Origin of the sequence: Acinetobacter sp. SA01, from assembly GCF_011319235.1 — a bacterium.
Taxonomy (GTDB): Bacteria; Pseudomonadota; Gammaproteobacteria; order Pseudomonadales; family Moraxellaceae; genus Acinetobacter.
The window spans coordinates 13,240-32,451 of record NZ_WXXM01000027.1 but is presented as its reverse complement, the minus strand read 5'-3'; the positions used below and the strand labels follow the sequence as shown (position 1 = coordinate 32,451).

The window sequence follows — 19,212 nt, the reverse complement described above, 5'->3', positions numbered from 1 at the left end:
AAAATGCTTTTGCGAGATTAAAACATTTCCGTGCTATTGCAACTCGATTTGATAAACTAGCACGCAATTATAAATCTATGATCCGTATAGCCTGCATATTTATTTGGTGCAAAGCCAAATGAGGACACGCCCTAGTATCAATTATGACTAATATCTTTATAATGTAAAATACTATTATTGCATACTATAATAAATCGCCATAATTTTTGTAAGCAACTTACTTTGCCTCAATAGTAATTTGGCTTAGTTGATGACACATCCTAATATTTTTTGACATTTAAATCATATTTTCAGATCTTATTTGTAAGTCCATTTCTTCCTGTGAAATTTCAAATTCATCAATACTATGGCCTTGTTCAAGCTTAGCAACTAACCAGCGTGGTTGTTTTCCACGACCTGTCCAAGTTTCATTGCTATCTTCAGGATTACGATACCTTATGGGAATCATACGGCGTTGAGTACGAAGAGGAGATATCTTTACTAAACCTTGTACTTCAGCCGCTTCAATAAAATCTTGTATACTTTCAAAACCTAGCTTTTGAGTATCACTTACAAGACGTTCGTACACCTCCCGAATATTATCTTTCTTTTTTTGATCAAGAACGTCATGAAGCTGCTTGATCATTATATTGATATCATCGGTTGATTTTTCTTCAAATGATTTTGCAAGTAAGGCAAAATTCTTATCCGAAAAGTCAGTTCTCTCAACCATAGATATAAACCTCAACCTGATAAAATGTATAATATTAACTAATTAATACGTAAAGAAAAGTGTACTATAATGTATAAAGCTTTCTTTAGTATGTATGAAATCAGATTATATCTAAATATAAAATATTAGATATCAAAAATTAATTAAATACCATTTTTTGATGGGAACTCCTACTGCTTTGAGGAGTCTAAGGATATTATAATATTATCATCAAAATTATTTTTTGTTTTTATGCTAAAAGCAAAGGGCTAGACTATTTGACTGAAAGCTACTTTTTTCTTAGGCCATTTACCACAAAGAACCATATTGAATAGCCTCTAGCATAAGACCAAAAACAATACATAATGTGATGTTTTTATTGTTTCGTTGATCAAATAAAGCTTATTGTACTGCCACCACTATCCTAGACAAATATCGTCTATTCTTTGGACAGCTCAAAGCATTTCATACATTCTATATGCAAAAACATGCGGTTTCAGCAGTCAGCAACTTTAAATACAACTCTTTTCAGCGTGTACAGTTGTGTCATGCAAAGTTAGTCAGTCTGAAATAAATTTTTAATTAATTGAAGCAACAAGTAATGTTGAAAGTTAGCGCATGTTTAACATTACAAGAGCTAGAATACATGCAGCAGCTACAACTGATGTATTTATTGGCTTATCGCGATGTTATCACCTCTTGGATCGCGTCATTATTTAATGTGGGCGTGGCATAAGAGCACTTTTTATAAGTACCCCAATCTCTCTACCCATGATGGATTTGACATCCTCGCCACTCTTTAAGAACGGTGATTCCTACTGCTAGATTATGCCCAAGCACAAGTATGTTCTTAGCACTTTCCAAGTCCATCAGCGGAATACGCCATAACCCATTAATAAAGGCTTATCTGTTTTAAAATATAGCCTTCACTACAGCATATATGATTATGCAGTAGCCTAATGAATCCACTTGCGATTATGCTGTGAGGAAATCACGCTTTTTTTGACTGGATAAACCGTTAAGTGAGTAACAATGATTGATAAAAATATCCCGCTAACCGATTTACACCGCCACCTCGATGGCAATATTCGTCCGCAAACCATTTTAGAACTGGGGCAGCAATTTCAGATTCAACTGCCTGCCAACACACTGCCAGAACTACTGCCGCATGTTCAGGTCATGAACAATCAGCCCGACCTGCTGAGTTTCTTAAAAAAACTGGACTGGGGCGTGAAAGTCTTGGGTGATTTGGACGCCTGCTGCCGTGTCGCATGGGAAAATATGCAAGATGCAGCACAACAAGGTTTGGACTATGTCGAACTGCGCTTTTCACCCTTTTATATGGCGATGAGCCATCAACTTCCATTGGCTGGCGTAGTCGAAGCCGTGATTGATGGCGTTCAGCAAGGCAGCCGTGACTTTGATCTTCCTGCTAAGCTCATCGGTATTATGAGTCGTACCTTTGGGCAGGTTCGCTGCCAGCAAGAACTGGATGCCTTACTGACTCATCGTGACCAAATTGCCGCACTAGATTTGGCAGGTGATGAACTGGGCTTTCCAGGGGAACTGTTTATTGATCATTTCAAGCAAGCTCGTGATGCAGGCTGGCATATCAGCGTCCATGCAGGTGAAGCCGCTGGTGCAAGCAGTATTTGGCAAGCGATTCAAACCCTCGGTGCAACCCGTATCGGGCATGGGGTGAAAGCTGTGGAAGATGCAAAATTGCTGGATTATTTAGTTGAACATCAGATCGGGATTGAGTCCTGCATTACCTCAAATCTGCAAACCAGTACCGTTGCCGATATTGCTCAACATCCGCTTAAAACATTTCTTGAACATGGGATTTTAGCCACGATTAACAGTGACGATCCTGCAGTTGAAGGTATTGATATTAAACATGAATATTTACACGCAGCACCACAGGCAGGCTTGTCCGAAGCACAAATCCGACAAGCGCAGCAAAACGGTTTGAGCATCGCCTTTTTATCCGCTCAGGAAAAACAGCAGCTTCAAGAGAAAGTATCGCAGCGTAACGCCTTTTCAGGAATTAACTAACCACTTGCTCTACTATAAGCCAAGAGTCAAATCACGCTTTATCATTTCCAAAAAATAACTGCCAATAAAGGGCAACTTTCATCTTGGCCTACAGAGATGATTGCTTTTCAACCAATCATGTCGTGTCGCACCTACTTATTATGACAACGTATTGGGCGCATATCAAATCATTTACATAACGTAAAGAAATGATTCAGCTTTATTATTTGCTCACCTTATTCGAAATGTCGATGATTGTTCCATCAGGCATATAATCATAAAGTGCAGCGTTGCTAACCGTACCGGTTGTGATGACAGTGAATGTTCTGGTTGTATAAGGATAAACGCTGTTATGATCGACCCAAGTGCCATCGTTCACATACTGTTTACGCTCGAGTGTCCGGATCTCTGGTGAATGGGTATGGCCAAAGACTACAATATCAATAGATTTTTCCGGATTTTCCAAATATTGCGCTTTAGCCTGATTGAAATAGTAGTCTGGACTGAGTGTGCCTGCCACTGCTTGGGCAAAGCTGGTTTTCACGGCAACCTGATTGATTGCCTGACGTTCATCCCATGTTCGTTGAAAGTTCTTGAATAGTAGTGGTGCGGAGATGGTTCCATCTGGCTGCTGCACTGGGTAAAAGTCTTGTATCGAGTAACGGCCGTGCAGGCATGCAATATCCAAATCAACTACCTTATCTTCAAAGCGCTCAATCGGGGTAATTCGGGTAAATTCGGAATGGAGTACTTTGTAGTACAGATAGGCGCCATACTGGTCAGGATTATCGATTGGATCGGGACTAGTTGTAATCTCCGGATAATCTTTTTTAATGGGCGGTTTACCCTGTAGCACCCAGCTTGCCGCAACGCGTGCATAGAAATATCCAGGAGGAAGGATACTGCTTTCCCCATTTTGACAGAATTCTTGATTGGAAATGCTGTCAGGTGCTGAAAAAACATCATAGCGATGACCGTGCTCAATGCTAATTTCCTGACGGTCACCAGTTATATATACCCCAAGACCTTCCGCATCACGCTGCTGCACGATTCCGGGCAAAGCTTCATCCAACACTGCGCTTTTAAGCAGCATATCGTGATTGCCAGGAATATAGACCAGTTTGATGCCCTTTTTCATCAGGCTGTTCAACGCATCTATCACTGCCTGATTGTTTTTGATGACCTCGCGGTAAAATTTCCCGGGATCGCTGTAGGTCACATAGGTAAGAGGCAGGTACCAGTCATCTAAGAAATCCCCGTTAAGGACGACCTCGCGCACATCGGAAGTATTTTCAAGTTTTGCGAGAAAATCCAGCAGGAGGTCGCGATTTTCAACTGTTTCAGAATAGCGATCATCCACCCCAAGATGTATATCACTGAGCACAACGATTTTATTTACAGATGCAGATGGTGTCCAAAGTCCTTTGACTGCTGGAGTCGATGTGGCTTCCGGAGCATTATTGTCTGTATTACACCCCGAAAGTGCAAATGGCAATCCCATCTGTAGTAATAACAATGTGACAATTCTCTTTTTCATTATGATTTCTCCCCCTTAATTGGAATATTTGTTCGCATACCCTCTTTAACACGGGTTCAAGCGAAAAGTTGGATAGAAACAACCTTTTGAATTTTTATCATTTTGATTATCAAGATAAAATTTTATAAAAAGACTATTTCATCAATCATATTAACCAATTATTTTGTCTTTGGGATATTTTTTGTACAGAATTGAGTAATACTTTGGAATATATTGATAATTCACGTGAATTAATTGCACTTCTTCTTATGATGCCAGTTATGATATCTACAGTTATCGTCGCATCACGCTGGATCTTAAAGAGCTGGGTGAAAGCTGCGGGCCTAATCGTGTACTGAAGATCATGAAGAACAATAGCATTGCCGCTGTTCGAGGATATAAAAAGCATAAGAGTTATGGCTGTGGTCGTCCTCAAATCGTTCCACCAAATCACTTAAATCGAGAGTTTGTTGTAAACACACCTGATACCTTACGCAACAGTGTTTCTCAGGTGACTGATATGAGAAGCACTGCTTCGCAAGACATTCGCATATGGCAAGGCTGGTTATATCTGGCTGTGGTTCTTGATTTATATTCAAGGAAAGTTATCAGTTGATCAATGAAACCTACGCTTGCCAAGGATATCGTTTTAGATGCACTTTTAATGGCAGTATGGCGACGCAGACCCAATGAATCTGGATCATACACTAACTTGCGCAGCAGTGCTGCTCAGGCTCACAATACAGCAGCGGAGACTGGCAGAATTCTGTCAGGAGCATAACTTAGTTACGAGTATGAGCCGCCATGCCTTATTTTCAATGCATTTAGACCCAATGAAATCTTGCTAGTATCAGATCAGTTTGATGAATCCCCAAACAAAACAGTATTTACTGGAAACTTAACGATATTTAAAAATACTAATATTTACCCGCCTCTGGTTATGCTCAGGTCATGGTATGAATAGTATCCTTAAAACGTTTCCAAGCCACATAGAAAAACAGCACGGCAATTCCAACCAGCCAGAGAAACGACGGCCAAACGATATTCAGCCCGGCATTTCGATACAGAATAGCTTGGGCCAGTTCAACAAAATGCGTGGTCGGAGCGATCAACATTAGATACTGCAATACCTCTGGCATGCTTTCCCGTGGTGTCATCCCGCCTGAGAGCATTTCCATCGGGATCAGAATCAACATCATCAATAAACCAAACTGTGGCATCGATTTCGACATTGTGGCCAGATAAATGCCCATCGAGGTAGTGGCAAACAGGGTCAATAATGCCCCAAAGAAGAAGAGCAACAGGTTCCCTTCAATCGGAACCTGCAAGGCCAGCTGTACCACCAGTTTCAGCCCGGTAAAAGCCGCAATCAATACCACCAGACTCATGGACCAGACCTTGGACATCATAATTTCAAACACCGTGACCGGCATCACCATCAGATGTTCTACAGTGCCGTGCTCACGCTCGCGAATTAAAGCTGCTCCGGTCAGAATGATGGACAGCATCGCCACATTATTGATGATTTCCATGACACTGCCAAACCATTTTTGGTCCAGCAACGGGTTAAAGCGGGCACGCATCTCCAGTTCAACCGGCATGCTGCTCACTTCCCGGCTATGCAACACATATTCACTGACTTCGGACTGAATAATCTGCTGAATATAGCCAGCCCCGGTCATCGCCTGAGACATACGCGTAGCGTCGACATTCACCTGAATCGCCGCTTCTTTTCCTGCAAGCACATCTTCCTGAAAATTCACCGGAATATTTAGAGCAAAGGTAAATTCCCCAGCATCCATTCCAGCATCCATATAATTCAGTTCAGTGCTTTGTGGAATAAAATACGGTGGATAAAATGCCGAGGTAATTCGCTCGGACAAGGTTGAATGATCTTCATCTACAATTGCAATCGGAGCCATGTTCAGACTATCGGTCATGGCTGTGGCTGCCGTATAAATTGCCACAGTAAAGGTGTAGATGATCAGGATCAGCATGACCGGGTCACGCCATAGACTCCACAATTCCTTGCAACCGAGCTGGTAGATATTCTGTATTTTCTGACGGAACATCCTAGGACTCCTGTTTTTTTAGCGCCAGGATTGCCGCACACATAATGACAGGCACTGACAGCAAGATTACCCAAAGAGACTGATGCAAGTCCTGAAAACCTAAAGCTTTGTTAAACACGCCACGGCTAATATTCACCATATGTGTAGCAGGATAAATTCCGCCAAACCAGCGGCCAAATCCTTCCAGCGCAGAAACCGGATTAATAATACCGGCAAACTGCATCACCGGAATCAGCGTGCCAAGCATCACCAGAAACATCGAGGCAATCTGACTTTTGGTCAGGGCGGAAGCCAATAAACCCGTCCCCGTGGAAAAAATAATAAACAAAAATGAAGCCAAGGTCAGGGTCAAAAAACTGCCTTTGATCGGTACATCAAACATCAGCACAATAATCAGGCACATCAGGACATAGTTCAGCATGGCCAGCACGACATATGGAATCTGTTTGCCGATCAGGAATTCGCTACGGGTGACCGGAGTGACATACAAATTCACAATCGAACCCAGCTCTTTTTCCCGCACCACAGACAGCGCCGTCAGCATGGCCGGAATCAGCAGGATGAGCAGCGGAAATAGAGCAGGTGCCATCGCCGGCAAGCTCTTGATATCCGGGTTATAGCGGAATCGGGTTTCGACACTGACTGTACTCGACATCTTATACCCGCTGTGCTCCAGTGCCTGCTGCATCAACCAGTGTGCATGAATGCCCTGTACATAACCCTGGACCGTTTCGGCACGCTGTGGCATGGCACCGTCGATCCAGGCGCCAATCTTGACCTCCTCACCCCGGGCCACATCCCGGGCAAAACCGGGCGGAATCTCGATGGCTAACGCAATTTCGCCACTGCGCATGCGCTGGTCCAGGTCGTCATAGCTTTGCAAAGGTGGCTTTTCGACAAAATAACGCGACCCGGCAATACTCATGCTGTAATTCTGGCTCAGCCCGGTCTGATCCCGATCCAGCACCGCAAAAGTCAGATCATCCACGTCCATGGTAATGCCGTAACCCATCACAAACAGCAGGATAATGGAGCCGACCAAAGCCATGGTGGCGCGAATCGGGTCACGGGCCAGTTCCAGGGATTCCCGCCAGGCATAACTAAGCAGGCGTTGCAGGCTAAATCGGCTGGATTTTCTCTGCTGCGTCCCGGCTGGCTGACGCTCGGCTGGACTACTCTCCAGCTCTTCTTCAGCTGGAGTCTGGCTGCCTGCACCGGCATCCAGCAGATAGCCAATAAATGCCTGCTCTAAGGTTTCGGCCTGCCGGTTCTGCATCAGTTGTACCGGTGCAGCACTGTCCAAAACCCGACCGGCATGCATCAGCGACATGCGGTCACAGCGCTCGGCTTCATTCATAAAGTGCGTGGAAATAAAGATGGTGACCCCATCCTGACGCGACAGGGTAATCAGATCATGCCAGAATTTATCCCGGGCAATCGGGTCCACGCCTGAGGTCGGCTCATCCAGAATCAAAATTTCCGGATTATGCACCAGCGCTACCGCAAGTGACAGACGCTGGCGGATCCCGAGCGGCAAATCGTCAGGCAATTTATCTTTCAGTTCCATCAGATCAAAACGCTGTAACATCTGCTCAACACGTGCATCAACCTGTTCTGCCGGCACATGAAACAGTTTGGCATGCAGTACCAAGTTCTGGATAATCGTCAGTTCACTATAGAGTGAAAAGGATTGCGACATATAACCAACGCGACGACGGGTGGCCATATCACTGCCTTGCACCGGTTGCCCGAACAGCCAGGCTTGCCCTTCCGAAGCCTCCAGCAATCCGGTCAAGACCTTCATCGTGGTCGATTTACCACAACCATTGGAGCCTAAAAATCCAAATATTTCCCCACGCCTGATTTGGAAATTGACATGATCTACTGCGGTAAAGTCACCAAATTTGACCGTCAGGTCCTTGGCTTCCAGCGCATAGCCATCCGAACCATCATCCGCTAAAGGCGGAATCACCACCGGCTCATAACCCTGTTTCTTTTCCACGGGCAAAAGCTTGATGTAGGCTTCTTCCAGACTGCGGCTGTCGGTCTGTGCCAACAGTTCCTCGGGACTACCAGTTTGTAGGATGTGACCTTCATCCATCATCGCCAGCCAGTCAAAACCCTGTGCTTCATCCATATAGGCAGTCGCCACAATCACACTCATCTGTGGGCGGACGCTACGGATACGGTTAATCAATTCCCAAAATTGTGCACGTGCCAAGGGGTCAACACCGGTGGTGGGCTCATCCAGGATCAGAAAGTCGGGATCGTGAATCAGGGAACAGCACAGACCAAGTTTCTGCTTCATCCCGCCGGACAGTTTTCCGGCCGGACGATCGAGAAATTCATACAGTCCCGTACTTTTGGTCAGTTCATCAATACGTTTTCGGCTTTCAACAGCATTATGTCCAAACAAACGGGCGACGAACTGCAGGTTTTCTTCAACCGAAAGGGTTTTGGATAAGTTCTTGCCCAAGCCCTGCGGCATATAGGCAATATGCGGACAGACTTTTCTGCGGTGCTTTCGGTCGGCAATATCTCCACCAAGCACCATCAAGCGGCCTTGCTGGACTACCTTGGCACCGGCCAGTAATGCCAGCAGGCTGGATTTTCCCACGCCATCCGGGCCGATCAGACCAATCATGCAACCCGCAGGCAATGCCAGGGAAATGTCCTTTAAGGCTTGGGTTTTGCCGTATTTCAGACTGACCTGCTGAATGTCGGCAACAATGGCGCCCTGTGCAGATACTGCTGTCATGATTTAACCAGATTGCTTAGGAATGCAGGCCAAGGCGCATTCTCGTCAATTTTGATATAGGCTACACCCGGAAGACCAGTTTTGACTTGCTGGATGTATTTCTGCAACAACACTGGATCAATTTTTGCCTTAATACGGAACATCAGTTTCTGACGTTCACTTTCAGTTTCCACCGTCTTCGGCGTGAATTGCGCAGTATCCGCGACAAACGATACCTTGGCAGGAATCACCACATTTTTGGCCGCATCCAGTACGATACGGACTTCAGTACCTATTGCGATACGTCCAGCCACGGTTTCCGGCAGGAAGAAAGTCATATACACATCAGACAGATCAATCAGGTTCATGACCCGCCCACCTGCCGAAATCATTTCACCCGGCTGCGCGACCAGAAACTGGACACGCGCTTTCAACGGTGCCTTAAGCTGGGCATCTTCAATATCGAAATTGATCCGCTCTATTGTGGCCTTAATGGCATCGACTTGCGAGTGTGCACTCGACACCTGGCTGCGCGCGGCCACAATCGCACTTTGTGCACTGTCCACTTGTGCTCTTGCCGCACTCAGCACGGCTGCAACACTTTTGACATCAGCGCGCTCATCATCCAGCTGCTGTTTAGAGACTGCCCCGTCTTTGGCCAAAATTTCGGTTCGTGCCAGACGATTTTTAGCAGCGACCAGTTCGGTTTCACGCTGCTCGACTATGGCTGCAGCTGCCGCTTTTTCACTGATACGCATGGCCACCTGGGCTTCTGCGGTCGCAATGCCATCCTGTGCCTGACGCTGCTGGGCCTGAACTTCACGCAGCTGTGCTTCTAGTGCAGAGACTTTAATACGTGCCAAAACCTGGCCTGGTTCGACAAAATCTCCTTCCTGCACCAAAATTTCTTCCAGCTGACCAGACAATTTACTGGAGATATTGATTTCAGTCGCTTCAATCCGCCCATTGCCACTGACTAAAGCCTGTGTATCCGGCTGGTTCATGTTTTTCCAAACCAGATAGGCCACCAGCCCCAGAACCACAATTGCACCGACAACAGCGATTTTCTTTATATTCATGTGCCTGCTTACCCAAATTTTATTCTAAAGACATCTTTCAAAATTATTTTATAGGAGTCATGTCACCCTCAATATGCAGCACAAGGTGACAGTTGAGCTGATAAAACGACTTTTCGCTGTCAATCCACTGTGGTTTAATGCTCAGTCGCTTAAGTTGTGTACCCAATTAAATTAAACAGGATCCATATGGGTGATGACATCAATCACCTGATGCTTCTTCATCACCAGATTTCTCGCATTCACTGAAATATCGTGTCCTTGACGCACACTTAGATTGCCATCGACCTCAATATGTGCATCCACGATAATCATATCTCCCATTTTACGAGTCCGAATATTATGCACGCCTTGAATACCTTCAGTGGAAAGGAAGGTCTGTTCTATGGCCTGAATTTCATGTTCATCTGCCGCCCGGTCCATCAAATCACTTAATGCTTGCCAGCCAAATTCCCACCCCATTTTAATAATCATCAAACCGACCACAAGGGCAGCAATCGGGTCAAGAATAGGATAACCGAACAAGTTTCCTGCAATCCCGACCAGCACCACCAAAGATGAAGCGGCATCAGAACGGGCATGCCATGCATTCGCTACCAACATACTTGATTTGACTTTTTTGGCAACTTTCAGCATGTAACGAAACAATAATTCTTTGCCCACCAGGGCCAGCATGGCGATATACAAGGCCACTGACTGTACTTTCGGAATCTGTTCCGGATTGAGAATTTTATTGGTTGCCATGACCAGCATTCCAATGCCGACTCCCAACAAAAGCAAGCCTAGAATAAAAGAGGCTGCATTTTCAAAGCGGTAATGACCAAAAGGATGATCGTCATCTGCCTCTTTTTTACTGTGATGGTTGGCAAACAGTACAATAAAATCAGCCACCAAATCACTGAGGGTATGAATACCGTCTGCAATCAGGCCTTGGGACTTGGCAAAAATCCCGACCACAATCTGAAAGATCGATAAAACCAGGTTAACCCCTACACTCACCCAAGTGGTTTTACTCGCTGCCTGAGCACGCTGTTCTGGACTAATTAAATCATCTTCATGGGTGTCATCGTCAAAATGCTGTACAGACATCGCTGCTCCAGTCGCTCAGTTCACTTGATTATTATCGATTATATATCAGTATGATGGGGTATGAGCTTTATCAAGCACGCATTTTTCTTCAACAAGGCATCCCAAGGTATTTGCAAGTAGAAAAGAGAGAAATAACCCCATTGTCCCAAACTACCTGAGTTCAACTTAATTTGAATGATGATTGAGTATGTTTTAAATGTCGATATTTTCAATATTCAAATAAAAAGAAATGTAATACGCTGAAAAAGACCGAGGTGATGGGTGCTATTGTTGTAGTAATCTCTCCATTACAGGTTCTATTCTGCCGGATACAATTTGCAGCGTATCTTTGCTTTTCAGGACCATATACTGTTGCAATGCAAACGCATGAATAAGCTGTTGATACGTTAACAAACCATTGTTTCTGTCCCGATGATTGTAACCGGGAATATTCTTGAGGCTACTTGTTTAAATTAAAACCTGATATTGATAAGACTTTTAGATAATAATATGTGAAGGTTATCGCATTTTTGTTATAGTATTTAAATAAAGGTAATCATTCACATTTAGATCCAGTTTTACAAAATTTCGTTGAGAATCTATCCAAAATGCGCAATACAACTCTAGGGTGGCAAACTATATGAGTCAAACAGCGAGTTATTTAGATACTCAATCTATTTTTAATTTAATTGGGCAGCATGCTGAGTTAAGCCTCATATTTCAGATGGTCAGTGAATGGCTAGAAGCCCGGATACCAGATTCAATGGTCTCCATTATGTTGTACTCTGAAACAGAACAAACTTTAAATTTAATTAGTGGTAGCCAGCATTTTTCCAACCGATATATAGAAACGGTCTCTAATCTAAAAATAGGTCCACATGTGGGAGCATGTGGTGCGGCCGCTTTTCACCGCAAACTGGTGATTTGTGAAAATTTAGCGATTGACCCCAACTGGGAAGCTTTCCATAGCCTGATTCAAGAAGAAAATCTCAATGCGTGTTGGTCAATGCCGATTATTAATGCGCAGGGAACCCTCTATGGAACCTTTGCAACCTATTACCGTTCTCCCAAGTGTCCAAGCTCTACTCATATTAAATTGATTACTCATGCCGCATCTTTAGTTGCCTTGAGTATGGACCTGCATGCAGAACGGCAACAGAGACTGGCGCTAAATGACAAATATCGGTCTTTCTTCACTTACCATCCCGATGCCATTTTTGAACATAATCCTGCAGGCATTATTCTGGATGTTAATCTTGCCTCTAAAGACCTCACCAGATTAAATCCGGAACAGACCAGGGGCTTACATTTCTCAAAATTTATCTGCCCTAACTTTCAAGCTATAGTTCAAACTGCATTTGAACAGGCCTTGCAAGGCAACAGCCAACACCTGGAAATTCAGGCAAAGAATGCCTTGGGGGAATGTTACTGGCTAGACCTCACTTATTTACCTCTTCAACAAGCTCAGCAGGTGGTCGGTGTATTTGGGATCGCCCGTAATATTACCGAGCGGCATGAAACCGAAGAAATGTTACGTTTACTGAAACGTAGTGTCGATGCGAATCCTCATGGCATCGTGCTGACCAATGCTTCTGCACAGCATGCTATTGAATATGTTAATCCTGCTTTTGAAAGCCTGACCGGTTATAAAAAAGAAGAGGTGCTAGGTCAGAACTGTCGTTTTCTGCAAGGTCCTGATACCGACCCGAAGACAATTGATAAAATACGCAACGCACTTCAAGAACAGCAAGAAATCCAGATCACCCTAAAAAACTATCGTAAAGATGGCAGCTGGTTCTGGAATCAGCTGGTATTGGGGCCGGTTTTTGATGACAAAAATTTTTGCACCCATTTTATTGGAATTCAGCAAGATATTACCCAACAGCGGGCAAATAGCGAATATATCGCCCGTCAGCAGACCCACGATAGTCTAACCGGATTAATTAATCATCATACCTTTGAAGAAATACTGGATACGACCTTCCATTTACACCATGACAATCACCGATCACTCATTGTCATGTACGTGGATCTAGATGGCTTCCAGCCTTTAAATCAAGGTTTGGGCCACTTCATTGGTGATCAACTTTTGATAGCTGTAGCCAATCGTCTGCGTCAGGTTATCCCAGAAGAGCATATCATTTCGCATTTTTCAGCAGATGAATTTGGCATACTGCTAAATAAATGTGATGATTTAAAACAGGTCGCTGTGCTTGCAGAGCAAGTCTTAAAAAGTCTGTCAGCTCCATTTAATATTCATGGTCATAAAATCCATATTAGTGCCAGTATTGGCATTGCAGATGATGATCCTCAAATAGAAAAATCTAACGAATTGCTGCATCATGCCATACATGCGATGAGTGAAGCGAAAAAAGAAGGGGGCAATACCTGGCATTGGTATGCTTTTAACTCTACGCGCACTCCGAAAATCGACTATGTGCTGATGCGCCATGAGTTAATGGTTGCCGTAGAAGAAAAACAGTTCAGGTTAGTCTATCAACCGGTTATTGATGCTGACTCAGGACAATTAAAAAGTGTAGAAGCCTTGATTCGTTGGCAGCATCCGCAAAGAGGTTCCATCTCTCCAGCAGAGTTTATTCCCTTTGCTGAAACAACCGGTCAAATTGTAGTGATTGGCCAATGGGTATTACAGCAAGCCTGCCAGGATATCGTCGATTGGAACAAGAAAAATGGCACTAATCTGAGTGTAGCTGTCAATCTTTCCCCGCTACAGTTTAAGCGCACCGGCTTTTTACATGACTTACAAGAAACCCTGGCAGATACCCAGTTGCAGCCCGAGTTGTTAAAAATTGAAGTTACCGAAACCATGTTAATCGCAGGTGCTGACCGTTCATTAGAAATTTTAAAGGCTGTTCGTGACTTGGGCATTAAAGTCTCTGTCGATGACTTTGGCACAGGATACTCCAGCCTGAGTTATTTACGTACTTTACCTGTGGATGAGATAAAACTCGATCGCAGTTTTATTGAACATTTACCTCAAAATGAGAAAGATGGCGCAATTGTCGCTGCGATTATTGTCATGGCTCATCAACTCGGATTACAAGTGGTTGCTGAAGGCATAGAAACTCAAGCTCAGGCGCAGTTTTTAAAAAACTATGATTGTGACCATTTTCAAGGTTACCATTTTGCTCACCCCGCTTCGCTTAGCGAGCTCAAGCTTAATTATAAACGGGTCGAATTGGTATAAAACTCAATACGCTCTCTCCGCCTAATAACAGATACAGTTGCGTCCGTTATTTTTAGCCTGATAAAGTTTATTATCAGCCATTTTAAAAACCTCAGTCACATCATCTGAGCTTTTAGGCCAAAAGGCAATTCCAACAGATATGGTAATCGGTTCGATAAAATTGAAGTTACTAGATTCGATTGTTTTTCTTAAACGTTCCGCAGCATTATAAGCAACCTTCGCATCTGAAGTCGTCATTAATACAATAAACTCCTCTCCTCCTATCCGACAACAGATGTCTTCATCCCTGAAATTATTTTTCATCAAGCTGGCCAGGGTTTTTAAAACGGCATCTCCTTGACCATGACCATAGCGATCATTCACCTGCTTAAAATAATCGATATCAATCGCTAGCACAGCAAAATCTCGTCCTAAGTTCATCACTTCTTTTAAGAAGATTTGCATCCCCCGCCGGTTATATAAACCGGTCAGTGGATCGGTATTCACATGTTGACGCAATTCAGCAATCTTCTCACTGAAGGTTTGTGAACTGAGTAACAATGAGGTTCTAAACTTTGAAACCTCAAAATACCAAGGATCAACTTGTTTAATGTTCTCCTGAATGTCGGGCTGATTGAGCATGCTAGCCATTTTTGCCAAGCTATTTAACGGTGAAGAAATAAAGCGCGACATTCTCCAGACAATAATAAAAATAAAAATATAAAAAATTAAAATGCCGACTGAGACTTTTAAAAGAATAACGTTAGCCTGCCTAAACAACTCTTCCGTCGGTTGCTGGGAGACGACAATCCAGTTCACACTGGGAATGTAGGCAAAACCTGCCAAATTTTCGATTCCTCGACTATTGATTAACCGGACACTCCCCATCCGGGTACGGATCATATAATCCAGTCCGGTATTATTGATAATTTTCTCTCCGATTCTGCTCGGATCGGGATGAAAAATAATTCGATTATCCTGATCAATGACATACATATAACTTTTCTTAAAGTCATATTCGGTAGAAAGCATTTTCTGTATCAGATTATTTTTTTGTAAATAAATCGTGCCCCCCACCATGCCCTGATATTTTTTATTGCGGTCATAGATCGGTTGAGATAGCAGTACAATTAGATTATGTTTAACTGACCAATAAGGGGGAGAAATATAAGTACTTTTATGCTCTAAGGATTCAGTAATTCCCACTGTTTTATATAAAATATGGGGACTCAAGTTTAAACTTTGCGGTGCAAAAGAAATAACTCTGCTTTGCTTATCCACAACCAATAGACTGTTAAATTTGTTGGATTGATGTTTAAGACGCTTTGCTTCTTCTTGGATTAATTGGGGATTAGAAAAATCCTGCCCTAACAGCTCAGCACTATACTTTAATTCTTTGAGCATATCATCGAAATGCTGATCTGCGCTGTTGGCAACCTTTGAAGCATATTTGACATTCACTAAAAGTGAATTCTGAATTAATTGGTCTTTAATGACATAATTTAGAATAAATACAGAAACAATAAATAAACACGAAACACTGAGGATAGTCGAAATCAAAATCAGTTTGCGAAGATTTAATTTAAGTGCCAAGAGAATCTGTTTCAAAAACCTGATCCCAAACTATTGTGACTATATTTTATAATACATTTGATAAAGTAAGTTAATAAATTCATGTCCAATAAACTCACTGAATACTATTAACCTCGGGTTTGAGTGTACCGATGCATAAGCTACTCAGTAAAATCACGACAAGTTATTAAATAGAAATTAAAACTTAGCTAAACCTACAAAATAGACCAAAGATAGCCTACTATTTCAATAGGATGATTCAGTTGCTCTTAAAGACATGGATACCGTTCAGATGACTATTGCGGATTTATGAGCCGAATAGTTGGGTATCATGTTTAAGATATTTACCAAAGAAAAAGTTAGGATACATGATGGGTATATGATCCTGTTGCTTTGTTTTTGGGTATAAGTCCATCAGTTAAATAAGATCTCTGATCGGGCAAGATCTAGATTGGCTCAAATCTTATCTTGCCAGATCACATCGTTGTCTGCTTTTCAAACCCGACATAAAACTGCTCAATCTGCTACCGCGTTTCCACCAGCAGACAGCTAAACACGTTCTCCCGTGCAAACAGCTTAATCTTGTAGTTGACCATAAATCATCTCCTCATCTTTACATTCACGCTTCGCCCACAGCAGCAAGTAACCTGAACGCAGGTCGGGTCATACACAGGAAGCGAATGCTCTTTACCTTGGGTGACCATCTAGGCCAGTAAGGTTGATATCTTTTGCAGGGTAGAGAACTCGCCGGGGTTCTTTCAGACACCGAAAGTAGACTCGCCAATCCAGTATTCGTGGGCATACCCTACTACATCGGCTTCGGTATTGGAAATATCAAAATCAATATCATCTAAATGACTGAGAGCTTTTACCACCAGTTGATTACGGTTACTGGCATTATTGCCGATTTTAGTGAAGTTCAGATCTGGGTCTTCAAACAGGTTGGAAAGGCATAGGTAGAATCAGTGCCCAGATTACTTTGTTTAATTGACTTAAGGGTGCAGTAAATCATCCAGAATGATTTTTCCCTGACAAACATGCTGCACAAGGCTATAAAACAGTTGTTTTAGGGTTAAAGTATAGCCTGCTTCTTCAAATAGCGTTGTTTCTGATTTCTTTGATATATGACACATGCTCAAGATTGTTTTCATCCAGCTCAAGGTATAACATCTTCACCCTCTAACAGCTCATTGGCAAAGTTCACCGCTTTCTGACAGGTATTTAAAGAAAATAAAAACCAAGATGTAATCACGCAATTCATCTTCCCCTATGCTGCCACGCAACATATTGGCAATATTCCAAAGTTGTTTTTGTAGCTATTGCAGTTATACCAGGGTCATGCAGAATTCATCAGTTTAATTTTTTATAAGTATAGTTTAGCTTGATAATCAAAAGTTTCCAGCGCTATAGGACTTCATTTGTCGCTACGATTGGACTTTGTCTAATCTTGCATAGAAATGCGCGATACATGATAAAAATTGTAGCAAGTTGCTACACACTTTAAAGCCTCGCTGATCCCAACATCCAGTTTAAAGCATAGTCATAAAAGCTGTAGTAAGTTGCTACACTTTTTAAACAATTTCTTTACCAAAAATCTCATTCAAACGCGCGCGATTTTGCTGAACGAAATCGGGATCATTTTTCAGTTTATATTTCATCTCTTTCTTGAAGTCACTCATGGAAGCACCCGCCACAGCAAAATCCATTTGGAACATAATATCGTTCACAATCACGTTGGCCTGAGAGTCAGTTAGGCAGCCTTCGGTCTTAAACCATTTGCTGAACTGTTTATAATTCGGATCATTGGCATAGATATACCAGGAACGGACTGTCATATCGAATTTTGCCCCCAGCTCTTTCACAATGGCATTGTCATCAAAATCGACATCCAAGTAGATTTGGGTCTTTTCGTTGCTGTGTGGGATCACCGCCTCAGTATGTCCATTCACAATTTTAAAGCGCACACCCACCACAGGACGGCCTTTCTTGATGGTGTCATATTCGAGTTTAAGGCTGGTTCTTTGATTAATTTCTTCAACAATCTTATCCAGCACATAACGTCTGAAGTCGACCCAGCGATCATATTTTTTTTCGCCAATGTCGGTAAGTGCCTTGATATTTTCCAGTGACAGTTCAACCTCATAGCAGTCTTGATTGGCATATTTGAACTCGTTTTTAATAAAGTAGGAATACAGGCTCATACTAGTTACCGAGTCTAAAGCAAACAAATCCTTTAATTGGTAAGTGGTAAAATTTCCGCTTGCCAGACGGGTAAAATAAGGCAGTACTTCACTGGTAAAACGGATCTGCAAGGCATTTTTGGCATCATCTTCCCAACGCAGTTCTCGAATAATCGGAACTACTGAATGGACTTTTTTAACCTTGCGCTTGCTTTCATCTACGGGTTCTTCAATGACAAAATGGGCCACCCGGGAGGACAGCTCTTTATAGATCCGGTCAATCGCGACATTAATGGAATTCTTTTTATCCAGCCCCAGCAATTCGCCTAAATCATCTTTATGCAAATAAATGTAGGTTTGCTCGGTAATTTCACGATCTTGATTATTTTTTTCACCATAATTGGCCACTGCCATCGCATAAAGTAACGCTTTGTACTCATTGGATGACAGTTCGATCGGTCGGATCAGTCGATTGCTGGTACTGACCACGCCATTATGTCGAATATTGCCAATACAATACGGTAAGTATTCTATTTCTTCTTGTTCATTCAGCTTGTTCATAGGTGGAAAAAAAAAGTGATTTTCTACATGTTATACACAAAAGTGGAATCTCATGCAAATTATCCACCATTTTAACTCAGGCAAACCGACCCTTGGCCAAGAAACTCTTAAACCCCAAGCTAAGAGTGGAAAGCTTGTCACTCTGTTTTGCCATTTAAAACACTTTTTAAACATGAAGTGGAAAGCTATATTAAAAATTCACTTTTTAGTGACAAAGCTTCCACTTTTAATATTTTTCGGAGATTCTTAAGTCAGCTAAAAAGGGAAAAAAACCATTAAGCCCTGTAATAAAGTGGAAATAATAATAAAAAATACACCTTAATAGTGACAAAGCTTCCACTTTTAGCCAGTCCAGAAGTGAAAATGTACAGTCGACTTGATGAAATTAGCAACAAACAGTTTATCCACAGGATAAAAATATCAAAATGACAAGTTTTCCACCTTTAAGGTCAAATAATTCAACTTATCAACAGATTAAAATATTGAATTTAAATAATTTTGTAAGATAAATTTAAGTT

The 19,212-nt window shown here is 42.5% G+C and carries 13 protein-coding genes and 2 pseudogenes; 6 read left to right on the top strand and 9 right to left on the bottom strand.

Annotated features, from left to right (window positions below; all coding sequences use genetic code 11):
* Nucleotides 1–122 (top strand): annotated as a pseudogene (locus tag GTU69_RS16010) (IS5/IS1182 family transposase); the annotation flags it as partial.
* Between the two features lie 155 nt (nucleotides 123–277).
* Here GTU69_RS16010 and GTU69_RS16005 read toward each other — a convergent pair.
* A complete protein-coding gene (locus tag GTU69_RS16005) occupies nucleotides 278–712 on the bottom strand; it encodes an H-NS histone family protein (protein WP_166171975.1) in 435 nt (144 codons plus the stop codon).
* A 580-nt stretch (nucleotides 713–1,292) separates the two neighbouring features.
* Between GTU69_RS16005 and GTU69_RS17335 the strand changes: the two genes are divergently transcribed.
* Together GTU69_RS17335 and add are read left to right on the top strand one after the other, a co-directional pair.
* Nucleotides 1,293–1,427 carry a hypothetical protein gene (locus GTU69_RS17335; RefSeq protein ID WP_277343582.1) on the top strand — a complete coding sequence of 45 codons (135 nt, stop codon included), beginning with the start codon at nucleotides 1,293–1,295 and terminating at the stop codon, nucleotides 1,425–1,427.
* 296 nt (nucleotides 1,428–1,723) lie between these two features.
* The gene (add, locus tag GTU69_RS16000) at nucleotides 1,724–2,746 is read left to right on the top strand and encodes an adenosine deaminase (RefSeq protein ID WP_166171973.1); all 1,023 of its coding nucleotides are present in this window, start codon (nucleotides 1,724–1,726) and stop codon (nucleotides 2,744–2,746) included.
* Between the two features lie 202 nt (nucleotides 2,747–2,948).
* Here add and GTU69_RS15995 read toward each other — a convergent pair whose 3' ends face one another.
* Entirely contained in the window at nucleotides 2,949–4,262 is a 1,314-nt protein-coding gene (locus tag GTU69_RS15995) for a metallophosphoesterase (RefSeq protein WP_166171971.1), read from the bottom strand.
* A 229-nt stretch (nucleotides 4,263–4,491) separates the two neighbouring features.
* Between GTU69_RS15995 and GTU69_RS15990 the strand changes: the two genes are divergently transcribed.
* A complete protein-coding gene (locus tag GTU69_RS15990) occupies nucleotides 4,492–4,857 on the top strand; it encodes an IS3 family transposase (RefSeq protein WP_346764493.1) in 366 nt (121 codons plus the stop codon).
* A gap of 328 nt (nucleotides 4,858–5,185) precedes the next feature.
* On the opposite strand, the gene GTU69_RS15985 is transcribed toward GTU69_RS15990, so the two are convergent.
* The 4 genes from GTU69_RS15985 to GTU69_RS15970 form a co-directional block, all read right to left on the bottom strand.
* Nucleotides 5,186–6,313: an ABC transporter permease gene (locus GTU69_RS15985; protein ID WP_166171967.1), complete on the bottom strand. Its 1,128-nt coding sequence runs from the start codon at nucleotides 6,311–6,313 to the stop codon at nucleotides 5,186–5,188.
* 1 nt (nucleotide 6,314) lies between these two features.
* Entirely contained in the window at nucleotides 6,315–9,071 is a 2,757-nt protein-coding gene (gene rbbA, locus GTU69_RS15980; protein ID WP_166171965.1) for a ribosome-associated ATPase/putative transporter RbbA, read from the bottom strand.
* On the bottom strand, nucleotides 9,068–10,129 hold the full coding sequence (locus GTU69_RS15975; protein ID WP_166171963.1) for an HlyD family efflux transporter periplasmic adaptor subunit: 1,062 nt from the start codon (nucleotides 10,127–10,129) through the stop codon (nucleotides 9,068–9,070). The genes rbbA and GTU69_RS15975 overlap by 4 nt, the downstream gene beginning before the upstream one ends.
* A gap of 171 nt (nucleotides 10,130–10,300) precedes the next feature.
* On the bottom strand, nucleotides 10,301–11,215 hold the full coding sequence (locus GTU69_RS15970) for a cation diffusion facilitator family transporter (RefSeq protein WP_166171961.1): 915 nt from the start codon (nucleotides 11,213–11,215) through the stop codon (nucleotides 10,301–10,303).
* Nucleotides 11,216–11,834: 619 nt separating this feature from the next.
* Between GTU69_RS15970 and GTU69_RS15965 the strand changes: the two genes are divergently transcribed.
* On the top strand, nucleotides 11,835–14,402 hold the full coding sequence (locus tag GTU69_RS15965; protein ID WP_166171959.1) for an EAL domain-containing protein: 2,568 nt from the start codon (nucleotides 11,835–11,837) through the stop codon (nucleotides 14,400–14,402).
* A gap of 21 nt (nucleotides 14,403–14,423) precedes the next feature.
* On the opposite strand, the gene GTU69_RS15960 is transcribed toward GTU69_RS15965, so the two are convergent.
* From GTU69_RS15960 to GTU69_RS15950, 3 genes and pseudogenes are all read right to left on the bottom strand, one after another.
* Nucleotides 14,424–15,989, bottom strand: a complete 1,566-nt coding sequence (locus GTU69_RS15960; RefSeq protein WP_166171957.1) for a sensor domain-containing diguanylate cyclase — start codon at nucleotides 15,987–15,989, stop codon at nucleotides 14,424–14,426.
* A 552-nt stretch (nucleotides 15,990–16,541) separates the two neighbouring features.
* Nucleotides 16,542–17,239: pseudogene (locus tag GTU69_RS15955) on the bottom strand (N-6 DNA methylase); the annotation flags it as partial.
* Nucleotides 17,240–17,524: 285 nt separating this feature from the next.
* Nucleotides 17,525–18,694: a replication initiation protein gene (locus tag GTU69_RS15950; protein ID WP_166171955.1), complete on the bottom strand. Its 1,170-nt coding sequence runs from the start codon at nucleotides 18,692–18,694 to the stop codon at nucleotides 17,525–17,527.
* A gap of 52 nt (nucleotides 18,695–18,746) precedes the next feature.
* On the opposite strand from GTU69_RS15950, the gene GTU69_RS15945 reads away from it, so the two are divergent.
* Entirely contained in the window at nucleotides 18,747–18,944 is a 198-nt protein-coding gene (locus tag GTU69_RS15945; protein WP_166171953.1) for a hypothetical protein, read from the top strand.
* Nucleotides 18,945–19,212 lie beyond the last annotated feature (268 nt).